This is a genomic window from Aquiflexum sp. (assembly GCF_041749095.1).
GTDB lineage: Bacteria > Bacteroidota > Bacteroidia > Cytophagales > Cyclobacteriaceae > Aquiflexum.
Window position 1 is genome coordinate 1 of sequence record NZ_JBGTCA010000572.1, and the last position, 22,233, is coordinate 22,233.

Annotated in this window: 23 protein-coding genes; 3 read left to right on the forward strand and 20 right to left on the reverse strand. The window is 39.6% G+C overall.

Translation table 11 applies throughout. From position 1 onward, the window contains the following. The coding region (locus ACEW8O_RS25425) for a hypothetical protein (protein ID WP_373497438.1) at nucleotides 1-192 on the forward strand (192 nt) is incomplete at its 5' end. A gap of 116 nt (nucleotides 193-308) precedes the next feature. Here the strand turns inward: ACEW8O_RS25425 and ACEW8O_RS25430 are convergent. Continuing rightward, nucleotides 309-551 (reverse strand): helix-turn-helix domain-containing protein, encoded by a 243-nt coding sequence (locus ACEW8O_RS25430; protein WP_373497439.1) that lies wholly within the window; start codon nucleotides 549-551, stop codon nucleotides 309-311. A gap of 164 nt (nucleotides 552-715) precedes the next feature. Here ACEW8O_RS25430 and ACEW8O_RS25435 point away from each other — a divergent pair, with 164 nt between their 5' ends. Next, nucleotides 716-1,648: a hypothetical protein gene (locus tag ACEW8O_RS25435; RefSeq protein WP_373497440.1), complete on the forward strand. Its 933-nt coding sequence runs from the start codon at nucleotides 716-718 to the stop codon at nucleotides 1,646-1,648. Nucleotides 1,649-1,938: 290 nt separating this feature from the next. On the opposite strand, the gene ACEW8O_RS25440 is transcribed toward ACEW8O_RS25435, so the two are convergent. Then, a complete protein-coding gene (locus tag ACEW8O_RS25440) occupies nucleotides 1,939-2,346 on the reverse strand; it encodes a response regulator (RefSeq protein WP_373497441.1) in 408 nt (135 codons plus the stop codon). Nucleotides 2,347-3,004: 658 nt separating this feature from the next. Between ACEW8O_RS25440 and ACEW8O_RS25445 the strand changes: the two genes are divergently transcribed. After that, nucleotides 3,005-3,586: a collagen-like protein gene (locus ACEW8O_RS25445; protein ID WP_373497442.1), complete on the forward strand. Its 582-nt coding sequence runs from the start codon at nucleotides 3,005-3,007 to the stop codon at nucleotides 3,584-3,586. A 96-nt stretch (nucleotides 3,587-3,682) separates the two neighbouring features. Here the strand turns inward: ACEW8O_RS25445 and ACEW8O_RS25450 are convergent, their stop codons facing one another. From ACEW8O_RS25450 to ACEW8O_RS25535, 18 genes are all read right to left on the reverse strand, one after another. After that, entirely contained in the window at nucleotides 3,683-5,287 is a 1,605-nt protein-coding gene (locus ACEW8O_RS25450; RefSeq protein ID WP_373497443.1) for a PQQ-dependent sugar dehydrogenase, read from the reverse strand. 62 nt (nucleotides 5,288-5,349) lie between these two features. After that, on the reverse strand, nucleotides 5,350-6,033 hold the full coding sequence (locus tag ACEW8O_RS25455; protein ID WP_373497444.1) for a hypothetical protein: 684 nt from the start codon (nucleotides 6,031-6,033) through the stop codon (nucleotides 5,350-5,352). Between the two features lie 93 nt (nucleotides 6,034-6,126). Further along, the gene (locus ACEW8O_RS25460) at nucleotides 6,127-6,648 is read right to left on the reverse strand and encodes a DUF6265 family protein (protein ID WP_373497445.1); all 522 of its coding nucleotides are present in this window, start codon (nucleotides 6,646-6,648) and stop codon (nucleotides 6,127-6,129) included. 69 nt (nucleotides 6,649-6,717) lie between these two features. After that, on the reverse strand, nucleotides 6,718-7,221 hold the full coding sequence (locus tag ACEW8O_RS25465; protein WP_373497446.1) for an SRPBCC domain-containing protein: 504 nt from the start codon (nucleotides 7,219-7,221) through the stop codon (nucleotides 6,718-6,720). Between the two features lie 26 nt (nucleotides 7,222-7,247). Beyond that, nucleotides 7,248-7,796, reverse strand: coding sequence for a DUF4287 domain-containing protein (locus ACEW8O_RS25470; protein WP_373497447.1), 549 nt, complete (start codon nucleotides 7,794-7,796; stop codon nucleotides 7,248-7,250). Between the two features lie 6 nt (nucleotides 7,797-7,802). Then, nucleotides 7,803-8,279 carry a DUF4199 domain-containing protein gene (locus tag ACEW8O_RS25475; RefSeq protein ID WP_373497448.1) on the reverse strand — a complete coding sequence of 159 codons (477 nt, stop codon included), beginning with the start codon at nucleotides 8,277-8,279 and terminating at the stop codon, nucleotides 7,803-7,805. A 9-nt stretch (nucleotides 8,280-8,288) separates the two neighbouring features. Continuing rightward, nucleotides 8,289-8,720: a VOC family protein gene (locus ACEW8O_RS25480; protein WP_373497449.1), complete on the reverse strand. Its 432-nt coding sequence runs from the start codon at nucleotides 8,718-8,720 to the stop codon at nucleotides 8,289-8,291. 126 nt (nucleotides 8,721-8,846) lie between these two features. Further along, nucleotides 8,847-9,425 (reverse strand): Crp/Fnr family transcriptional regulator, encoded by a 579-nt coding sequence (locus ACEW8O_RS25485; RefSeq protein ID WP_373497450.1) that lies wholly within the window; start codon nucleotides 9,423-9,425, stop codon nucleotides 8,847-8,849. Between the two features lie 26 nt (nucleotides 9,426-9,451). Continuing rightward, on the reverse strand, nucleotides 9,452-10,189 hold the full coding sequence (locus tag ACEW8O_RS25490; RefSeq protein WP_373497451.1) for a class I SAM-dependent methyltransferase: 738 nt from the start codon (nucleotides 10,187-10,189) through the stop codon (nucleotides 9,452-9,454). After that, entirely contained in the window at nucleotides 10,186-11,226 is a 1,041-nt protein-coding gene (locus tag ACEW8O_RS25495; RefSeq protein WP_373497452.1) for an MBL fold metallo-hydrolase, read from the reverse strand. Before ACEW8O_RS25495 ends, ACEW8O_RS25490 begins: the two co-directional genes overlap by 4 nt. 81 nt (nucleotides 11,227-11,307) lie before the next feature. Beyond that, nucleotides 11,308-11,541, reverse strand: a complete 234-nt coding sequence (locus ACEW8O_RS25500; RefSeq protein WP_373497453.1) for an acyl carrier protein — start codon at nucleotides 11,539-11,541, stop codon at nucleotides 11,308-11,310. 654 nt (nucleotides 11,542-12,195) lie between these two features. Further along, nucleotides 12,196-12,996: a hypothetical protein gene (locus ACEW8O_RS25505; RefSeq protein WP_373497454.1), complete on the reverse strand. Its 801-nt coding sequence runs from the start codon at nucleotides 12,994-12,996 to the stop codon at nucleotides 12,196-12,198. A gap of 278 nt (nucleotides 12,997-13,274) precedes the next feature. Next, nucleotides 13,275-16,316 carry an efflux RND transporter permease subunit gene (locus ACEW8O_RS25510; RefSeq protein ID WP_373497455.1) on the reverse strand — a complete coding sequence of 1,014 codons (3,042 nt, stop codon included), beginning with the start codon at nucleotides 16,314-16,316 and terminating at the stop codon, nucleotides 13,275-13,277. A gap of 1 nt (nucleotide 16,317) precedes the next feature. Then, the gene (locus tag ACEW8O_RS25515) at nucleotides 16,318-17,373 is read right to left on the reverse strand and encodes an efflux RND transporter periplasmic adaptor subunit (protein WP_373497456.1); all 1,056 of its coding nucleotides are present in this window, start codon (nucleotides 17,371-17,373) and stop codon (nucleotides 16,318-16,320) included. Nucleotides 17,374-17,380: 7 nt separating this feature from the next. Then, complete coding sequence (locus ACEW8O_RS25520; protein WP_373497457.1) at nucleotides 17,381-18,736, reverse strand: TolC family protein; 1,356 nt, start codon at nucleotides 18,734-18,736, stop codon at nucleotides 17,381-17,383. A 54-nt stretch (nucleotides 18,737-18,790) separates the two neighbouring features. After that, nucleotides 18,791-19,408: a TetR/AcrR family transcriptional regulator gene (locus tag ACEW8O_RS25525; protein ID WP_373497458.1), complete on the reverse strand. Its 618-nt coding sequence runs from the start codon at nucleotides 19,406-19,408 to the stop codon at nucleotides 18,791-18,793. Between the two features lie 67 nt (nucleotides 19,409-19,475). After that, complete coding sequence (locus ACEW8O_RS25530; RefSeq protein ID WP_373497459.1) at nucleotides 19,476-20,621, reverse strand: glycoside hydrolase family 26 protein; 1,146 nt, start codon at nucleotides 20,619-20,621, stop codon at nucleotides 19,476-19,478. A 3-nt stretch (nucleotides 20,622-20,624) separates the two neighbouring features. After that, complete coding sequence (locus ACEW8O_RS25535; RefSeq protein WP_373497460.1) at nucleotides 20,625-22,232, reverse strand: glycosyltransferase family 2 protein; 1,608 nt, start codon at nucleotides 22,230-22,232, stop codon at nucleotides 20,625-20,627. Nucleotide 22,233 lies beyond the last annotated feature (1 nt).

A 22,233-nucleotide genomic window follows, 5' to 3' on the forward strand; every position in this document is an offset into this window, starting at 1 on the left:
TTCGATCTTGAAAGACTCACTGAAATTACGGACACGACGCTGAGCAATGCTCATTTTAAACTGCTTTCTATTGGCCATCTTTCTACTGGTTTGGTTAAAATTTCTCTATTTTTAACGGTCAGTGTATTTCAGGCACTATCATCCTTTGATTTGTCATACGAAATAACTATTAAATTGAACGTTATTAATTGACCTGTTTGTTGAATTTGGTGTATTTAGTTTAAAAGAATAACCCTCTATGTCAAATTGAGGGTTTTACTTTTCCATAGATGTCGGTTCAAAACACCAAATACATGTTGGAAGTAGATCTAAAAAACCTCCTTGACCATTTGCATGGGATCATAATAACCTGATTTGTAGCTGATATCCAGCCAACTTAAGCGCGGTTGGTAAGTCTTTAAATCCAAAGCCTGGTTAAATCTCCTTAATCTTTCAAATAGCTTGGGAGAAAGGCCTACCTGCTGCATAAATTTCCTTTCAAAGGTTTTTAGGCTCATATTGGAATGATATTCCAGTTCCTCAATAGTATAGGTTCCCGGTTGCTTTAGCATGATCATTATAAATTCGACCGATTTCGGACGATAATGGTCGCTTTTTTCCAGATCCTTCTTACAAAATCTGGGTAAACTAGCAACAAATCGACTTTTTCCCTTGGCATAAAACTCGCAATGGTAATTATACTAAAGCATTGAGTTAAACTTATCCATCCCATTTTATGAAAAAATCAATTCTAAATTATTCGGTTCTTTTGATTTGCATGTTGTTTGTTCAAGTGCAGGCTTCGGCATTTAATGATCCATATCTGAGCAAGTCTTTTGACATTTCAGGTCCGGGAAAAATTGAAACAAAGACTTCAGGCGCAAGTGTTTCCATTGAAGGAACAGAAGGCAATCAGGTGATAGTTGATATGTATGGGAGAAGAAATGGGGAATTGGCAGATGCCAATGATGCTGATGTCCAAAATCGACTTGAGAATTATCAGATAGACATTGATAAAAACGGAAATACGATTTCAGTGTCAGTATCCACCAAGAAAAATCAGAATTGGTCAAAAGGTAATAACCTTAACCTTTCATTTGATATCAAAGTGCCTTATGAATTGTCAACAGATCTGAATACCAGCGGAGGTTCAATTTCAATTAGCAGAATTGATGGTGACCAAACCATAAAAAGCAGTGGAGGCAGTATCAAAATATCAGGTTCAAGTGGCAGTATTTTTACAAAGTCATCAGGAGGAAGCCTATCCGTTTCAGAGTTCTCGGGTTTATTGGACCTAAATACCAGTGGAGGGTCTGTGAAAGTTTATGGTATGGAAGGTGAAGTGACCATCAATTCTTCCGGAGGCAGTGTTAACTTGGAAAATGTTGCAGGAAAGGTTTATGCCAGCACAAGTGGTGGGGGTATCAAAGCCGATATCAACAATATTGATGGTGGATTGACCCTGAAAAGCAGTGGAGGGAGTATCTCTGCCATAATTCCCAAAGACCTCCCTATGGACCTCGATCTGAACGGTGGAAATGTGAGTACAAAACTGACGAACTTTGAAGGAGAAATGAAACGTGATAAAATTGTTGGAAAATCCAATGGAGGAGGGGTTTTGATCTCTATGGCTAGTTCAGGAGGAAGTATCAAGCTTGATTATAAGTGATTGAAAAAGGACCGAAGTCGGAAGACCGAAGACCGAAGTAGCCTACTTTTGTTCCTCAATCCATGGCTTTGATTAGAATAGCAAAATTTCTGGGTAAATGTCTGATATACATAAAAAAACATTTCTGTCTCAGCTTTATCATTCAAAGGTCGGACAGAATTGCTTTTTTTGTGGTTTCTATTTCCCCAGATTAATCAAAGAATTGGTTGGAAGGCCTTATTAAAAAAGTCTGGAAAGTCAAAAATGAAAGGAATCAATTGATTCCCCAATTAGTGAGAAGGTCAATGTATTTATCCATAAATCAAATTCTTTAACCTATCCACTGAAAGTGGCTTTACAATATATTCCTCTATTTCAGGGATTGACTTGATGGGTTCTATGTCATCAGGATGTATGGAACTACTCACCATTACAATTCTGAATTTGTTTTTGGTTTTCTTATCGAACTTTATGAATTGCTGCATGAAATGCCAACCGTTTGTTCCGGGCATGTGCAGGTCCAATAGTACCAGATCTTTTGAACCTCTTTTCTTTTTGACTTTTGGATGAGTCAAATTTGATTGGATGTAATTCATAGCTTTAGAGCCGTCCGGTAGCAGCACAACTTCTCCGTCATAACCAATGTGGTCTATCAGTCTTTTATGGACCTGACTTGTCACTGCGTCATCATCGACCAATATAATTTTTTCCCATTGCATAAGGCGATTCAATTATGGGTAATAAAGTAATACTATTTGGGGTGAGGTAACTTTATAATAAGTTAAATGTTTTTTAAATGTAACAAATTACTTTTTAAAAATTACGTATTTTAAATTGACTTTTTTTGAAAAAAAGAAAAATATGTTATAAGTACTTGAAATACAGATAAATAAATTATATTACTTAAACTCATAAAATATAGCAAGTGGTCATATATAAAAGGATTTTGCTTAAGAAAAATAATGTATTTCCAATTTTGGACTTAAACTTTCTTGAATTGTCGGGTGAGAAACGGTGAATTGTTAGAAGCTAAATTGGGCAGAAATTTAAGACCTAATATAAGGGAGGACTTGAGAAGAAAATGAACGAAGTGACGGAAGTATTTTTTGATGAAAATTTTTTATTCCCTAAAATATTAAGTATATTAAAAGAATATAATTTTATAATTTATTGATTTTACGAAATTAACTATATTGTTTAATTATTTATCCAAATATTAATAAAATTATATTTGGAAAGTCACCCTATAGCTTATTTCCTATGCTGATGCGAATCTAAAATCGAGGAAAACTCCCATACCATATCCCACATGATCCCTGTTTGGGGCTATTACTTATAACTACTTAATCAAAATTAATATTCACTTAAATTTATTTTATGAAAAATCAAGTAATGTTTACAATGAGAATTTCTATGCTTTTTAGCAGTTTGTTTATTTTGATGATGTTTGCCTCCTGTGAAGGCCCCGAAGGTCCACAGGGTCCACAAGGACAGACCGGAGAGCAGGGAGTGGCAGGCCAAGCAGGGCCGGCAGGTCCTCAGGGAGTACAAGGTGCGGACGGTAATGCCAACGTCAGATTATTCACCTTTGATGGCCATGACTTTACAGCTTCAACTGCAGTCAGTTATAATATTGAAAATACTTCCAAAGAAGAATTCGATAAAACTTTATATTTAATTTTCATGGGCCAGTCCGATGCTCAAAGAGAAATTTGGTTTTCAATGCCTGGATTTGGAGCTCTTCAACAAACCGAATACAATAGCATTATGCGGTACTTTTTCAATAATACAAGGGCGACAGCAACTATATTTAGGCCAGCGGGTTCAGGCCCCGGAGAAGTGTATGAGGCTGTCAAGATCTTTGCCATTGAGTCCACAGAAACCAGCAGGATAAACCTTGCAGACATTGACCTTACTGATTATGAGGAAGTGGCCAGACATTTTGGGTTTAAAGAGTAGCATTCAAAGTCGCCCAAAAGAATGACTTTGTTATATTTTAAGGATATAAAAAAACCGTCAATTATAAATTGGCGGTTTTTTTTAAATTATATGCCGTCACCTTTTCAGACTTTTCCGCTCTTCAAAGACTTCCCCTGCTATAACAGCACCCGATTTGTTTCCGAAATCATTCCTGATAAAAGTAAGCAGGTCAGCAATTTCCTGATCTGAAAGATGGTCATATGCCGGCATTTCCTGATTGTATTTTTGTCCGTTGACTGTGATTTCTCCGGACAATCCCATTAACATGACACGTATTAATCTTCCTTTGTTACCGGTTACCCAATCTGTTTGGGATAATGGTGGGATCAAATCCTCAGCACCTTTACCATCAGGCCCATGACAGGTAAGACAATATTGGGTGTACAATTTGGCCCCGGCTTCCAACTCGACAGGTACTTCATAGGCCCAGTTTTCATCCATTAATTTGATTGGCTCAAGTTCCTTTGCAAATACCGGTAAAGATGGATCCATCTTTTGATTTTCAGCTATTTTTCTGATTCTGACTATCCTATCCGGACCTTTGGGCAATCCGTCATACATCCAAGGTTGGAATCTGGGGTGCCAATCCCTGTTACTTGTGGAAAAAAAGATTTCTCCTTCGGGTGAAACAGCAATATCCCTAATTCTTCCAAAATGCTTTTGGATAAAAATATCCTCACTTTTTACTTTTTCTCCTTTATCATCCAAATGCAAAATCCGAATGGATTGGCCTTTCATCGTGGCAAGTAGCAGGCTATTCCTCCATTCCGATATGTCCTCATGACCATAATAAGCCAATCCTGCTGTAGCTAATGTAGGGGTCCATGCAATTAATGGTTCAATGACAACCACATTATTTGCATAGTCGACTTCTTTTTCCAAGTCAATAAACCCCTGCACATCAGGCCAACCATAATTGCCGCCCTTGACCAACAAATTGACTTCGTCATCATTCAAAGGACCATGATCAGAACCATACAGTTGCTGATTTTTGCCAAAGGTCAGCCCCTGTGTATTTCTAAATCCCATGGACCAAACAGGATTGTTGGGATAAGGATTGTCTTCGGGAATGCTGCCATCAATGTTAATCCTTAGGATTTTTCCACCCAAAAAACTTTCATCCTGCGTCAGGTTTACTTTGCCCACATCTCCCAAAGAAAAAAACAGTTTATCATCTTCTGATATTACTATCCTTGAACCATTATGGAAAGTAGCCCCCGGCAAGCTGTCCAAAAGGATCAATGGATTTATCAAAGTTTCTTCTTTGAAATCGTACCTGACCAACCTCGATCTGATTTCTTCTTCCTGACCTTGTTTGGGGATTGCAAAGGTATAGTGAAGAAATACCAAGGGTTTTACAGGGTGTATTGTCATCCCCAGCAGTCCATAGGATTTCTTGGCGATCAGGTCAGGAACCTGAAAAATATCTTTGACCACACCAGTCTCCAAATCCAATAAATGGACGGAACCTGAAACCTGCGTAAACCAGAGTTTACCGGAATTACCGGCGTCTATGTCCCATGGTATTTCCAGGCCTGTGACTACTTCAGAAATTTCCAAAATTGCATTATCCAAATGGATATAACCTAGAATTGGGTAGTGAGAAACAGTTTCAGAAGTTTTCTCACTGCATGAGTAAAAGGTTAGTAAAGCCAGGAAAACGAATAGTTTTGATCTCATTTGGTAGGATTTTGACCTTCTAAGTTAAGCACTTCTTTGAAAACCACTAAAATTGATTTTGGTCAATCACTGAAAATAAAGAACCCAAACCCACCCGGGTCGCGGATAATGATATTGTCCACTATTCCATCTTTGTTGAAATGAGTGATTTCCTCAGTGATAGGGATGTTGAGATGACGGATTTTTTGGATAACTGCCAGATTGTCCTTTCCATTGAAATAGGTCAGGGAGGGATTGAAAAAGAGGTGGGGACAGGAGAGCGGTTTCATCAATGAAATTGTAAAGCCATTATAATCAAGGGACAGGTAGCCTTGATCCAAGGATCCACCTGAAATGGTAAAACCCAATGTTTGATATAAATTTATCGATCTTTGGATGTCGGTGGTTTCCAAACTTAGCCCAGCATAGTTTCCTAAGTTGCTAAAACTTTGATTTTCGAAATCAGGTAAAACTGGAGCAGGAATTTCCATAAGATAAATCCATACTCCGCTGGGGTCTGAAAGAAGGTGCCCATTTTTGAAGGCTGTAATCGCAGTTATATCCTGAAGTTTATTGATTTCTGATTCCCAATTATTTTTAAAAAGTTTGATGCCTGCCCTTGCAAATCGGTCAGCATTGATTTCAATAAAGGCCTTTCCATCAGTGACTATCAATGGGTCATTTGAAACTTTTTTGAATCCTAGATTTAAATAAAATTCTTCACCTTTAATTTTGTCCGGGGTTGGGGATTGTAATATGGATATCATTTTAATTTTGACCAGTTTCTTATATAAATCTTTGGGTAGTATTCAATTTAGTTTGTAAGTGGCTATCAAAGACAATGTTGCTGACCTTCAAACCTAATGTGCTACCTTTTCAAATTGGAATTCCTCCACCCATGTTTTATCCTTAGATTTTAAAGAAAGTCGGATGATCAATGTATCTTCTTCTCTATGATAAGTCAATCCATGGAAGTAAGCCGTTTGACCCTCTATTTTGACCAGTTTGAATTCTACCCAATCTTCTTTTGCTTCCCAAGGACTAAGGTCACGGTTGAAATGCTTTAGCTTAATGGCCAAACTTTCTCCTTGTTGTTCTATCACCATGTATTCGGTAAATTGAATTTCACCCTCGTTGGCAAAACGGAAAACGCCTGCCATGCTGTTGTCTATAGCAGGCATCCAGATTTCATCGCATTCTCCGCCCAAACCGTTTCCTTTCCAGTATCCGGTCAGCCAATCCATTTGTTCCAGCCTACCTGCACCGGGGGTTTGGCCTTCTTCGAGTTTCAGTACTTCCTGAGCTTGGGTATAAGAAAATAAGGTCAGGTTGGAAAGAAAAATGAGTATAATTACAATTGATTTATAGTGAATTTGATTCATGGGGATTATACGATAATTATTCATTAAGCCTACTTTTTGAAGTAGATTTCGATGATAACTTTGATGATTTCAACTATTGACCAAATCAATAGTGTCAGCTTGGGATAATCCTTTGGCATGTAACAATACCCCATGTTCAAGCCATGCTTTCAAATTGGTCATCCAAAAGGTCCAACCAGTGGAACAACCTACATAAAAATCCATTTTACTCTTTTCGTCAGTGGAGATTTTTTCCTGAGTGAGCACGACTTCTGTAGCGCTATTGAAGTCTTTCAATTCAACATGGACAGTTCCCGCCTTTCCGAAGGTAAAGGAAATTCTGTCCCTTCCATTGGCTTCCAGTACTACTCCCTTTTCATCAAAATCCCAATTGTGCCATTTCCAAATAAATGTATCCCCTTTTTGAATGGGGTCATCTTGTTTCCTTGCTACTCCGGCTTTGCCGTAGTATTGGGCTTTTTCCAAAAACCAGGTTTCCATGTTGGCCTGTGTCGCCCAGGCATTGTAAAGGATGTCAATCGATTTGAATATTAATATCCGTTTTTTAAAACTTGTCCAATCTATTTCCTGCATTTCTTCGTGATTTTTGATTGTAGAGTTTAACCGGCATTTTCATAAGCTTTTTTCACCCAATTCATCACCTCATCATCAATATCCTCCAATCCTGACAAATTGATTTTGTGGGTGCACATGGCATTGCCACTTGGAAGTAGTTTTCCAGAGGGATCCTGACCTTTCAGGTTGATCCCTATTTCAAAACGGGTTTTGGTGATGGGGTGGAGTAGGGCAAATTGCTTTTTTCTTCTCAGGCTTACATTGGCATTTTTGGGTGCGATTTCAATGTCATTTCCAAATTTTGAAATTTCATTGATCAAGTGATCATATATAGGCCTAAAATGTTCTTTGCCTTTGTATTGGTTTTCGATCAGTTCGTTTTTGTCTTCCACGGAACCTGCGTCAGTGGCCAATGTTTTCAGTGCGATCAGGTTGGCAAAACCATGGGTAAGTCCCTCTTCTTCTTTCAGAAATTTCATGATCTGACCATGTTTTTCAAAAGATTTAGCTTTGACTACTGCAATCCATTGGTCAAGTGATTTTCCTGTATTTTTATGGAGGTTGTCCAGCATGGTTTGTTCTGCTTTGTCCATGGTTTTTTATTTTTTCCTGGTGAAAATGGCTACTACGATGCTTGTCAACAAACCCATAATGGGTGCCCCGATCAATCCCTGAATGATATAATTTTTAAGGTTGAAATACTCCTCAGCTGCAGCTTGGGTCATTTTTCCTTCCGTAACAGCGTAATCAATGGCATTTTGAAAATAATGGGGAGTAATGACCAATGAAGTGATGACTTGGGTCAGGGGGCTAAATATGGTGACGATCATAGTGATGATCAGCCCACAGACAAGTCCTTGAAGATAAGTCATTTTACCTTGGTAAAAATTATCTCTTTTGTCCAAAAGGGCCAATACATAAATGGCGATGGCAGGAATGGCAACAAAGTTGGTAAATACCGGATGTTTTTCAATGTAGGTATCATGCAATCCAAAAAGCCTTTCCAATGACATCCAAACAAGCATCATCAGGACAAAAATGATTGCCCATTTGATTTCGATTTTGAGATTTTTCATGAAGGCAATTTATTGTGGGTTAAGGTCAAAGCTGACCATCCAATTGACACCGAACTTATCCTCAAATGCTCCGAAATATGATCCCCAAAAAACATCTCCCATAGGCATATTTACCTTGCCTCCTTCCGATAATGCTGCAAATATCCTGTCAGCCTCATCTTTGGATTCCGTGTTTACAGAAATTGAAAAATTGTTACCAAAAGTGACGTCGGGATAATTGGATCCGGTATCACTTCCCATCAAAATGGTTTCTTTACTGATCGGTAAAGAAACATGCATGATCATATCCTTGTCACTTTCCGAAGTTGGGTAGTTTTCTTGCGGGGGCATTTCACCGAAGGTTCCATAAAACGAAAACTCTCCGCCAAAAACAGATTTATAAAAAGCAAATGCTTCTTTGCAGTTGCCATTGAAGTTGAGGTAAATGTTAACAGAGGCCATAGTATTGGGGGTTTGGGTTAAGTGAAAAACATTTTTTGGTTTAAACATAAATATAGGGCTTATCATTAAAATAATGACTTGTCATGGGATAAGAAAATTTGATTTTTTGGATGCGACCTAACAAAATTATGTTCCGGTTTTGGAAATTTCAGCCCGGATTCTGCTAAGGGAAGTATCTGTGATACCCAAAAAACTTGCAATATATTTTAATGGTGCCTGTTGAATGATTTCAGGATGTTCTTTTTGGAGAGTAATATATCGGTCACTGGCAGATTCGGTGATCATGGAAATTGATCTTTGTTTGACCTTAAAAAGTTGTTGGGTCATCCAGTTCCGGCCCCATTCCGTAAAACCTTCAATAGTATGGAATAGCTTTTGGAAATCCTCGTAACCAATATACCAACAGGTACATTCTGTCAAAGCCTGAATATTTTCTTTGGCTGCCACCCCCTGAAAAAGTGAGACTACCTCAATGGCTATCTCATTCTGACCGATAAAGTCAACAGTGATATCATTGCCATTTGGGTCTAAAGCATAGGTTCTGATCAATCCGCTTTCCACACAATGGTAACCCATAGATAGTTGTCCTTCTTTTAATAAATAAGTGCCTTTCGGAATATGTATCAATTGATGTGCATCCGAGATTTTCCTGAGGGTATCAGGAGAAAACAGGGGGTGTTGGTATATTATTGGGATTGGTGTCATTTGCTTGGGTCTAACAGGCAAATTATTCATTTTTTTATTCTTCCCAACCTAATTAACAAAGGGAATTCTACCTTCATTGAGTTTTTACCCCAGGCTTTTTTCAATTCAGATTTAATTAAGTCTAATGGGTCTTCCTGATTAATTTGAATATATTTTCTAACTGCAGACCAAGTTTGAAGGTAGCCCCATATCTGCTCAAAACTCCAGAACTGTTCATTTTGGAAATTAGGGACTCTTATTTCTTCAAAAGGAAATGGAATGGTCCGGTACTCTTCGTCAAGGTATTTTCGCTCAGGTTCCCAATAATTGTCCAGAATATTCCTGTAGAGTTTATTTATGACATTATCGGTTTCGGATGATGTTTTTAACAAGCCATAACCCAAAATCAAAATGAAAGCATCTTTTTTGGCAGTTCGGTTTACCTCTTTATAAAATCCTTCAAAATCAAACCAATGAATGGCCTGTGCAACTGTAATGAGGTCAAAAAGGTGATCAGGGAAATTTGTAATTTCAGCCCTTTGTTTGGAATAGTTGATGTTAGGCCTTGCGATTGCATTTTCCAACTGGTTTTCGCTGATATCGGTGGCCTCAATTTTATGGAAATAATTAGATAAATGATCTGCCACCTGACCGTTTCCGGTTCCACAATCCCAAGCGATTTCTTTATCCTTACAGAGTTTAATCACAAATTCAAACAAAGTCCTAGGGTAATTAGGTCTGTACCTGGCATATTCCTCTGAATGGTTGGAGAAGAGATCTTTCATATCTTGGCATTTCTCAAAAAATTCCTTCCCAAAACCGGTTCAATCAATTCCCCCTTGATTAGTGCACGGTTTTCAAACAATATATCCCAAGGTTCCATTCTTGGTTCATCGGAAAGATTAAATGTTCCGAAGTGCATGGGAATGAAGAATTTTCCTCCCAAAGTATTGAATGCACCAATGGCATCTGTCGGGCTAATATGTGACTGATGCATAAACCATTCAGGTTTGTAAGCACCGACACCCATCAGACAGTAATCAGGCGAACCAATGGTGTTCTTAATGTCTGCGAAGTGGGGACCATCTCCACTGTCTCCCATAAAGTAAATGGAATAATCGGGTGTTTGGATATAAAATCCTCCCCAAAGACTTTTGTTGTCATCCCATAGCCATCTTCTTGACCAATGTCTTGTCGGTACATAAGTAATCTGAATGCCACTATCCAAAACAGAATATTGTTGGTACCAACCTGCTTCCTGGATAAGCTGTCCATTGGTCCAAGAAGAAATAACTTTCTCCAATCCCAGTCCTGTCAGGATTTTAAGATTGGGATGATTATCAGTAAGGTATTTTATGGTCTGTTTATCGCAATGGTCCCTGTGATTGTGGGAAAGCAAAATATAATCCAGTTGAGGTAGTTGTTCGACAGGAAAAGGAAGGTCGCTATCTCTTTTCAAAAATGTATTGTCAATTAAAATCGGGTCAGTCAGAAAAGTTTTTCCCTGGATTTGCATTAAATAGCTTGCATGCCCAAGCCATATTAAATAATCTTCATTATTCTGGAATAGGGTCGGATCAAAATCAACAGACAATCTCCTGGTTTCAGCCTTCTTTTCTTCATTTTGGGGATTCTTGCCGGTCTGCCATTTCAGCAAATCCCAAAAGCTGGATTCAAAGGGATGGTAGAGATTGGTAAATCTTCCATTATCATCCAATGGATTTCCTTTCCAATCCTCACTTGGAAGAACAGTCAAAAGTTCAGGGTTTGAAGTGAATCCATTTTTGGATTCTTCAAATCGTTCTTTTAGAGGATAAGCCATGAGGAGTGGAATGAGTAAAAGCCAAATGTATTTCTTTCTGTGCATTTCAATGATTCCTAACCCGATTCAGGGAATAAAAGTTTATGCACTTAGGAGATGTTCGATCAATTCAGAGGGAGTTTCTATTTTTGAAACTTTTTCATCTTCCAATTCCCGTTTCAGTTCATATTCAAGTTCGAAGATGAGTCCGTCGACAAACATTTTGTCCATTTGGAGTTCTTTGTAAAAGTTTGCTGATTTTCTTTTGCCTGTCAGTGGGATGCCATAAGTATTGAATACACCGATGGCTTTTTTCATGTTGGTTATAGTTTTCATTTTTTTAGAGGAGAGATTTTAGATGTGAGATATTAGACTTGAGATTTGAGATGACATGTCCGAAAACCTATAGTCAAATACAAATTATAAAGTGTGATAATTAAAGTTCAAAGATTTTTTAATTAATAAGGATTGAAAGTAGAACGCTGTTTTTAGTGGTTTGTTGGATAAGGTTATGTTATTTATGATTTTTTAAGGAATTCGATTAATTATAAAACTCTTCTCCGATGTGATTGTCTGCCGCCAAGGTGAGTGTCCCCACTCAGATTTTTGAGATGCTGAATTCATTTCCACAAAGCCTTCCATCTTATGATGGCAACAAAGACCAAAGAGTTGCTTGTATCTCACAAAACTTTCCCCGAAACGGCCACCCCCAGGATAATACCTCAAAATGTTTTTGATTTAGCTTTACTCAACACTGAAACCTTGCTCAGCCACGATACTATCCTGAACAAAAGCCGTGACGCAAACTGTTCGTGTTATGTTGTAATGATCTAAATGAAAAGGAGTGGAAATTTTTTTTCAGAATGATAAACCAGCCGGAACATTTGGGAAAGTGCTATAAATGAAGAAGAGAATTTCCAAAGTAATCCGGTAAACACCTTTACCCAAAGGAATACAAATTATAGATGTTGTTTATATAGATTCAAAATATTAAAGGGATAAAAAGGCCTCAACAGCATCAGGGTTATTGAGGTCAATCCTTGCATTGGCTAACCTACCGGATATATCACCATTTATGATCAGGTATCTAAACGTTTGGGTCGGTACAATTTGGTCATAAACTAATGGTATAAATCCTTCATAATTTCTGGAAAAATAATAACTAATGATTATCTTATTTAGATTATAACCAAAATTATAATTTCTGTGATATACGGTGACGGCACCTTCCAAACCTTGATAGTGGAAAGGTAAACCTGTCCACATCCAAGCGGAAAATGACGAGTTTACAGGAACACGCATATAAACGAGCACCATTCCATTATCAAACACGTCTTGGGTGATTGCAGGATCATTGATTGTGGACAACTTTGCGAAAATAGCATTCATAGAAGTATTATTGGTAGTCGTCATCATCCCATAAGTGCCATTGACATAGTCTGCGTTGGTAAGGGTGACTATTTTAGAGATGATTTGGACCTTGCCGTCCGCACCCGCCTCTCCTTGTGGACCCTGTGGACCCTGAGGTCCTTGTTCTCCCTGAGGACCCTGCCCTCCTAGGGGTCCCTGTGGACCCTGAGGCCCTCGTTCTCCTCTAGGCCCTTGTTCCCCTTGGAGTCCCCGAGGACCTTGCTCCCCCCTTTCACCCCGCTCTCCTTGGGGGCCTTGTTCACCCTGAACACCTTCCGGCCCTTGTTCTCCTTCGGGCCCTTCAAACAGGTTACAACTTACAAAAAAGCAGAAAATCAATGGAAACAGTAGGCGGGAGGGGAGAAAAGAGGATAGTTTCATGGTCTTGGTGTTTAATATTTGAAGAGTTATAATAAGTTGTAAACCATGCCTTCCGTAGGGATTAGGCACTGATTATCAAAACAATATATGCATTTAATGATAAAATTAAAATTAAATTTCTCCCTTTTATTTTTTCAAAATCCCCACAGCCTTTTTGAGTTTCTCCACTCACAACTACCGATAATTGTAGTATTTACTACTCAATTGAACGTTACTTTTGCTTTGTACTACTTGTCCGCAGGGGCGGATGGTACGTCGTACTTCGTACTCCCCCCAAATTACCCAATCCTCGGCGGCAGTAACTTATAGACCACAGGTGTCACAATTCTTGACAACAAAGTGGAACTGATCAAACCTCCAATCAGGACAATTGCCAAAGGAGAAATCAATGGATTGGTTGACCACGCAATTGGCATTAATCCACCTATTGCTGTCAGTGTCGTCAATACAATTGGTAAAAAGCGGATTTCCCCAGCTTCCCGGATGGCTACATCCAAAGATTTCCCTTCCTTCCTCAACTGATTGGTGAAGTCCACCAGCAAAATTGAATTCTTTACTTCAATTCCTGCCAAGGCTATCAAACCAATGATTGCAACAAAGGACAAAGAATTGCCTGTCATCCACAAAGCCGTCAGGGCACCTACCATTCCCAATGGAATGACTGAAAGGACAATGATGGTACTTTTGAAGGTTTTGAAAAGTAAGATCAAAACTGCGATAAAGAGGAATACGGTTACAATGATGACAGTTTGAAAACCTCCAAATGATTCTTCCCTTGTTTCCGTCTCTCCGGCAACTTTAAAGGAATAGCCATCAGGGAAATCCATGTTTTTGATTTTGCTTTCTATATCGTTGTTGACCCGGTCTGCCAAAAATCCTTCCTGGACAAAAGCGGTGACGGAAACAGTCCTTGTTTTATTGTAATGGTCAATATATAATGGAGAGCTTTCCAAAACCAAGTCGGCTATCTGTCTGATCGGGATGGCTGCCCCTTGGTTGTTATTGATAAATAACCTGTCAAAATTGACAAGTGAAGCTCTTTCCTCTTTGGGACTTGTCAGGATGATTTCCTTTTTATCCCCATTGGCATCTGAGTAGGAACCCATTTTCAGTCCGGCAATTGCCATCCTAACTGATCTGTCCACGTCTACAATATTAATTCCCAATGATCTTGCCTTATCCTTTTGAATTGCCACCCTGATGTCAGTTTTCAGATTGCTGACAGGATTATCGACATAGATTGTTCCCGGTGTTTGCCGGATCAGCTTTTCGGTTTTTGATGCCAGGGTTCTCAGGCTGTCCAGATTTTCACCTGAAAGCCTAATTTCCACAGGTGCAGTGACAGGAGGCCCTTGCTCCAAGTTTTTGACCTCTATTTTTGCTCCCGCATAATTGTCAAACCTGTTTCTGAGGTCTTCTGTAATCCGGATTTTTTCTGTGGCGGATGTGTTTGGTTTTAACTGGACAAAAATCTGGGCGAAATCTGTCCTTTCATTTTCAGGTATCACATTGTAGTAGATCCTAGGATTTCCTTTTCCAACATTGGTGGAAAAGAAATCTATTTCGGGAATTTCCTTCAATGCCCGCTCAACTTCCCTGCTGATTTCATCAGTACCTCCTATTTTGGTTTGGATAGGAGCAATGATATTGACCAAAAACTGGGGTTTTTCAGAAGCAGGAAAAAGACTGAATCCAATAATCGGGAAAATTACCATAGAGGAGCCGAAAATCACCAAAGCAACGACCAAGGTCTGAACAGGTTTTTTTAGGGACCTTTCCAACAAGGGTGCATAGCTTTTTGAGATGACATTCTGAAGGATCCTTAGAAAAAGGTTTCCCTGATGCCCTGCTGCGTGCTCCTTGAGTAGCCTGCTGGCCAAAAAAGGAATAATGGTCAGGGAAACAAACATTGAAGCCAAAACACTCATGATGACTGCCATGGGTAAGCTTCGGATAAAGTCCCCTGAACCTTCCGGCAAAAACACCAAAGGCATAAATGCGATAATCAGGGTGATGGTGCAGCCCACCACGGACAAGCCGATTTGTTTGGTACCCAATAGGGTAGCTTCCATCCGGCTATGTCCTTCTCTTATCCATCGTTCGATATTCTCCACTACCACAATACTGTCATCCACCAAAAGACCCAAGGCTACCACCAAACCTACTATGCTAAGCTGGTTAAGACTGTAACCCAACAGATCAAGGAGGACTAGTCCTATGGCAAGAGAAAGTGGAATGGATATCATGACGATGGATGCGGCCCTTCCGCCAAGGGGCAACAAAGTGATGGAAACCAACAGAATGGCAATGATGAAATCAAAACCCAATCCACCCAGTCTTTTATTAACAAAATCAGCCTGATCAAAAGCCAATACCATATCGATATTGGAAGGCAGCGTTGTTTTAAAATTTTCAAGAACAGGTAGGTATTGCTCCTGGACTTGGGAGATATTGTTGCCCTCTTTTAATGCAGCAGTTACAAATATGGATCGGTACCCATTAAGCCGTGTGATATGTTTGTTTTCATCAAAATCCATATGCACATGGGCTATGTCTTTGAGTGAAATGTTTTTACCTTGAACTGAATAGACAAGTGTATTAGCGATTTCATCAAGATCATTGTAGTTGCCACTTGTTTTTACATTGAAGGCCTTGCTTCCAGCTTCAATGGTTCCTCCGGGAATATTGCCAATTTCACTTTGAATACTTCCAAGAACTGCCTGAAGTGGGATCCTCATTTGGGACATTTTATCCAATTGTAGGTCTATTCTGACGATTTCCTCAGGTAGGCCATGGATTTCCACTTCTTTGAGTGCGGGTATTTTCTCCAATTCTTTCTGAAGCCGTTCGCCAAATTTTTTGAAGGATTCCCGTGAACCGTTTTCACTGATGAGCCCGATTTGAAGAATATTTACTCCTGATGGGGTCACTTTATTGATATCAATACTTAAAATGTCCTGAGGAAGCTCTCCACGTAAGCTATTGATCTCACTGACCAGTTCCTGATACTTGTCATTAACATTACTCTCGTATTTGTATTCCACATTGAATACAGCGACACCGTCCCGGATTTTGGTTTTGATGCGTTTGATATCTTCCAGGGCATAAATCCTCTTTTCAATAGGATCTACAATGAGTTCTTCCATGTCCTCGGGACTTGTACCCGGGTAGACCACAATCACGGGGAATTGTGGTGCATTTGTGGACGGATCTTCACTTCTTGGCATATTGAAGAAAGTAGTCACGCCAAGCGCAATGGCCATCAGGAAAATCACCAGGGTAAACTGGTAGTTTTTCACAGCAAAGTTTGAGATACGCATATCAATTCCGGATAGAAATGGAGGATTGGTCACTGAGGTAGGCACTTCCGGCAACAATCAAGTGCTCATAGCCTTCAAGTCCACTGATTACCTGTACTTTATCAGGATAAACTCTGCCCAAGTCCACACTGATTTTTTGGGCTGTTTCATTGTCTTTTGTTACAAATACAAAACCTTTACCTCCATTGGCATCCAAAATGGCTTCATAGGGAATATACCAAGTTGGTTGGGCAGTGCTGGAATGGATGGTTGCTGTGCCAAACATCCCACTTGCCAAGTAATCAGGAGCTGTTTCCGAAAATTCAATCTCAACAAGATAGGTGCCCGTCATGGCATCAGCGACTTTTGCTTTTCTTTTGACAATGGCCTGAAAGGACTTGTCAGGTTGAACAGGGGTAGTGATTTCAACTTTATCCTGTTCCTGCACAGTGGCCCAATCACGGTCGCTTAAAGCCACTTTCAATTTCCACTTTCCTAAACCGGTACCATTTGTCTGTAAAACAGGACTTCCTGAGGAAATCTGTTGGCCTGGATTTGCGAATTTCTTGAGAACATAACCGTTACTGACTGCCCGTATAAGGGAATAATCTTGGTTGAATTTTGCAGCCTGTAGGTTTTGGGAAGCAATGTCAAGGGCTGTTTTGCTGTTTTGGGATTGTTCCAAAGTGGCCACTGAATCTGCCAATAGCCGTTGAACTCTCTCGTAATCCCTAAGTGCTTTTTCAAAACCCAATTCAGCTTGAGCAACTCCTGTATTGATTTCTGTCAAATCCAAGGTGGCAAGTAATTGCCCCTTTTTGATATAATCTCCTTCAGAGACCAGTATCTGACTGATAATTCCACCGGTTTTAAAGGATAGTAATGTTTCATCATCGGTAGTGAATTGACCTGTTCCCTGTATGTCCACTTTGTTTTCAGACAATTCTATAGAGGTCACTTTGACTGGGATGCTTCCCTGTGGGATAGCATCGTTAATGGCTTTACCATCAGTTCCGCACGCATTCAATATCAAGATGCCGGGAACAAGGAGTAGGAGGGTAGGGATAAAACTTTTCATGGTTGTGTTATTTCAATGTTTCTAATTCTCTTTCTAATTGCGCTACTGCGCTCAGCAATCCATAGTTTGCAATGGTTACCCTGAGCTCGGATAATGTAAATTGGTTTCTTGCATCAATAAATTCAATCAGGGAATTGGTGCCTTCCCGATATCCCTTGTCAATTAGCCTGAGGTATGAGGAGGCCGATTGAAAGTTACTTTCCGCTGATTTTTTTGCTGCACTTGCCGCTTTGATGTTGTTTTTGGCTGTTCTGACTGACATGTCAATCTGATTTTGCAATAATTCTGTTTTATAGGATATTGCATCGATTTCGTTTTTGGAGCGATTGATTTGAGTCCTGTTTCTGCCACCTTGAAAAACCGGTACTGACATATTTAGTCCAAAAAAGACATATCTGCTTTGTTGGAAATAGTCAAAATCAAAGCCCTGCATGCCGAGGTCCATAAAAGTATTCAATCTGGGTACCGCAAAATTCCGGTTCATTCTAAGTACAGTTTCCTGAATGTTTTTGGCTGTCGCGATTTTCACCAATTCTGCCCTTTGGGAATAGTCTTCCTCTTGAAGCAGTCTTGAAATCTCCTGTTCTTGGATTTCATGAATTTCGAATATCACCGGTATTTGAAGAGGTCTATTCAATAAGAAATTGACGTAGTAGGAAGCATTTTCCTTCTTGTTTTCAGCCTCAATCAATTGTGCATTGATGTTTTCGACTTCGCTCTCTGCCCGGAGAACCTGTGCCGGAAGACCTCTGCCATTTGCCAAAAGAGAACGGTTATCCTTAAGATTCTGCTCCACCAGTATTTTAGATTCTTCTAAAATCTGTTTGGCAGTGTAGGCAAGACAAAACTGGTAGTAGGCCTGTTTGATGTTTTTTATAAGCTCTGCCCTGTAAATTTCAATTTCATATTCTTCCAGTTTGACCGATTGTTGTTTGATAAGTTTGTTGAAATGAAGGTCGGGATTGATGATAGGGTAGGTTACCCTGAACCGTGCATCATAGAAATTGTTGGGCAAGAACTGTTCTTCTATATTTTCGAGCTGAGGAAAGTCTTGACGGTCCGTCAAGGTATTTAAGGTAGAGTAAACACCATTCAATAAATCCCCCAATGGAAGTATAATTGCCCTTCCACCGTTGGCCAAAGTATAGTTGGCTCCAAAGTCAACTGCGGGAAGGAAAAAGCTTTTGGCATCTTTCAAAGCTAAAAGACTTTGATCCAGTGAGATATACCTGTCTTTGAGGACAAGATTGTTTTGCAGACCTTCAGAAACATAATCTGATAGGATTTGTTGGGCTTTGCCTTCAGATAATATTCCAAAGAATAGAAGGAGCCAAAGAACGATTTTTTTGTGTGAGGAATCCATTTTTATTACGTTGTTATATATTTGAACAGTGTTTAAAGTACAGATAAAAAAATATCAGAGTTTATCCAAGACCATCAGAAATGATTGATAGCTGTTTTCTACAATATTTTCAACTTCTGCTTCTTCAAGAATATTAATTCTTTTTCTGATTTTCAGAGAAACCATTCCATGAACTGTAGCCCAAATCATAAAGGAAAGTGCCTCAAGCCTGTGGCCTTGAAAATGGCCTTTCTGCATACATTCTCTCACGGTTATCCGCAATAGATTGAAACTGGAGTCTCCTTCAGTCCAGCATAAATCATCACGTGTTTCTACATGGTCTATAGGAGCTTCGATGATAAACATCAGATCGTACATGTCCTGATTATCCAGACCAAATTCAATGTAGATTTTACCCATTGCCCTCAATCGACTCATTGGATCCACTATTGCGGATAATATTCCCATTCGTTTTCTGAGTTCCTGAAAACCTTCAGTATGGAGCGCATGGAAAATTTCATTCTTGTCTTTAAAATAATGGTATATAATCCCGGGGCTATATTCAATTTCATCTGCAATGTTACGGATTGAGGTTTTCTCAATACCCCTTTCAAGAAAAAGTTTCTTTGCTGCCTTGAGGATACTGTCTTTCAGCTCCTCCTTTTCCCGTATTTTTCTTTCTACCAATCCCATGAATCAAATTTAGACATTCAAATATAATTGAACAGTGTTTAATTTTCCAAATTATTTTTAAAAAAATTTACCATGATCCGATGACATTGCGGATAGCGTGACTGACATCAGGGTCATCTTTAAATGACCAGTTCAATACTTGGTAGGTAGTAGTTGCATCTTTTGAGTTGTGGAAAAACAGTAGTCCCTTGACCAATGGGAATTTTTCATGAAAATCGGTCAAGGATTCCCTGTACCATTTGGAACGATCGCCGCCTACGGCCAAAGTGCCATATTCCGAAATCATTATGGGTTTCCCATATTCCACAAATGTTTCATAGTATTGGGCGAAGATTTCATCAAATGTCCACCATTGACTCCATGGTGCAACTGTGCCATAATTTAATGTGCCTGTACCGACCCAATCCACAAACTCATCTCCGGGATAATAGGAATCAAACTCTCCATAAGCCAGATGTGGGGACCAAAGCCAGATGACATTATCTGCACCTATACCTTTAAATCTGTTGACTACATGTCTCCAGGCCTGAACAAATTCCTCAGGTTTGTTATTTTGTGGGCCCCATGGGTACCGATATGGATCATTCATCTCGTGTGCAAATCTCAAAAACATCAAAACCCCGGAATCTTTTGCATCCCGCGCCCAACGGTCTATGTAGGAATCATAAACACCTCTCGATATTGCCAAAAGCCCGTCACTGTCCCTGAATTCAACATCCGGAATACCGGGGAGCACTTGTTTGTCAAAATCATTCAGCCATGGTTCCCAGGTGATTACCGGTACAGAACCAAGTGATGAGATGGCATTTACTTCAGCAGCAGGAAATCTTTGTTCTCTTTTACTCCCCCATGCGGAGTAGATTTTCACCAGAGGGAAAACAGTATCCAGACTGTCTTCCAGCGCTACAATTGGCTCAAAATTTTGTTTGGCCTCATTGTCATAAGCGCCAAGCAGGAGCAATTCTGTATTGGCAAGGGTGTTTTTATCAGTTCGGTATTCATCAAACCATTCCAATGATAGGCTTCTGGATTTTTCTCTCTTTTTCAAAATATATTTGTTTTCTATGGACTTGATACTTGAGGTGACTTTCCCAAAGAAATCATCAACCGGGCCGGTGGACTCATCACCAAAATAAGTGACGCTAGCCACAAGCAAAATACCCGTAAATATAGTTGCGATGACGATCAGCAATCTGTAAAGGACTTTTTTCATTACTTAAGATTTAGAGTTTTTCTTTATAATATTATCAATGTCAATTTTTGCCCATGGATCTTCTTCCGTAATCCGTGTTGATTCCCAGGCGGCATAAATCGAAAAACAGCCAAGGATAAAAGGGATTAAGGCAAAAGCCATCATTCCATAAGTTTTTTCACTAGTTGCAATCAATGCGACCTCGGACAGGACATATCTTCTTTCGTAGATTACAAAACCAATTGTCAAAACGAAAATCAGGAGATGGAGCAGTAAGGGTCTTGCAAATGGTGAAATCCCCCCGATTACTGCTTGCTTGGCAGTGGGTATATAGGGGATTTTTTTGTCAAAAACAGATAAAACAAAGCCCATGAGATAGACTGGCCAACAGGCAAATTTCATAATCATTCCCCGCCAATGTAACCCACTTTCTTCTTTTCTGTGGGAAAGCCAGCGTTGGACATGGAGGTAAATCCAGACTGAGAAAAGCAATACCGGGAAACCGTAATACAAAAACTCAATGAAATACATTTTTGCCGGAACAATGTCAAACCAAAAATAGAGGAAGGGGATGAGTATATAAATAAGGGTAATCAATCCTTCGATATAATAAGTTCCGATTGTAATATAGGATAGCTTTTGCCAAAAGGATAGTTTACCGAAGAGTTTTGGGACTTCTGAAAAAAGCACTTCATGAACTCCTCTTGCCCACTTGAGTTGCTGCTTACAAAATGAACCAAAATCCTCCGGTACCAGACCTCTGCTGACTACTACAGGATTGTAGATAGATTTCCAGCCTTCGGCATGGATCCTGATAGCAGTGACGAGGTCTTCCGCCAGGCCGACACCGTGACCTCCTGCGGATTCCAGGGCCTTTCTCCTGAAGGTACAATTGGCACCGATGGCCACAGCACAATTGTAGCCATGCATTCCCATCTGTGTCGGCCCATAGAAAGTATAAGTCTGTTCAGCGGCAGCTTTTGCTGTAAAGGATTTGTATTGGTTGTAATAGGTTTGGGAAACCTGTACATATCCAACCTTTTCATCCTCAAAAAATCCCAGGACTTCATCCAGGAAATTTGGAAAGGGGATATGGTCCGGGTCAAGCACCAGTATAAAATCCTCATCTGTAAGTGAAAGGGCTTTATTGATTTTTCCTGCCTTGGCACCTGGAAGCCCTACCAATTCCAAGCAAACAGCTCCATTTTTCTCGGCTACTTCCCTGAACCGCGGGTCTTGGGTGTCATCCAGTAAATAAGTAGTATGGGGGTAAGTGATTTTGGAACAGGCTTCGAGTGTTTTTTCAAACATAGATAAAGGTTCCCCAGGTGAACTGGTTGTGAAAATAGCAACCTTTAATCCTTCCGGAGCCTTTTTAGGTCCAGGTCTTTGGATACCCAGGTAATTCACCCAAATGATGACAAGCCGTAACATCCCATACCAAAACACCAAGGATAATATGATAAACAGTGACAAAGAATCTACATGCTCCGCTTTAAACCACCAGTTGCCTAACCGTATTAAAGCAATAATCCCGGCGGCAACCAAAGCAGCAAGAAAATACTTTTCTATCCTTTGGATGTTTTTGGCTTTTCTGTAAATCCAATAATCCTTGTCTTTTCTTTTTGTCATC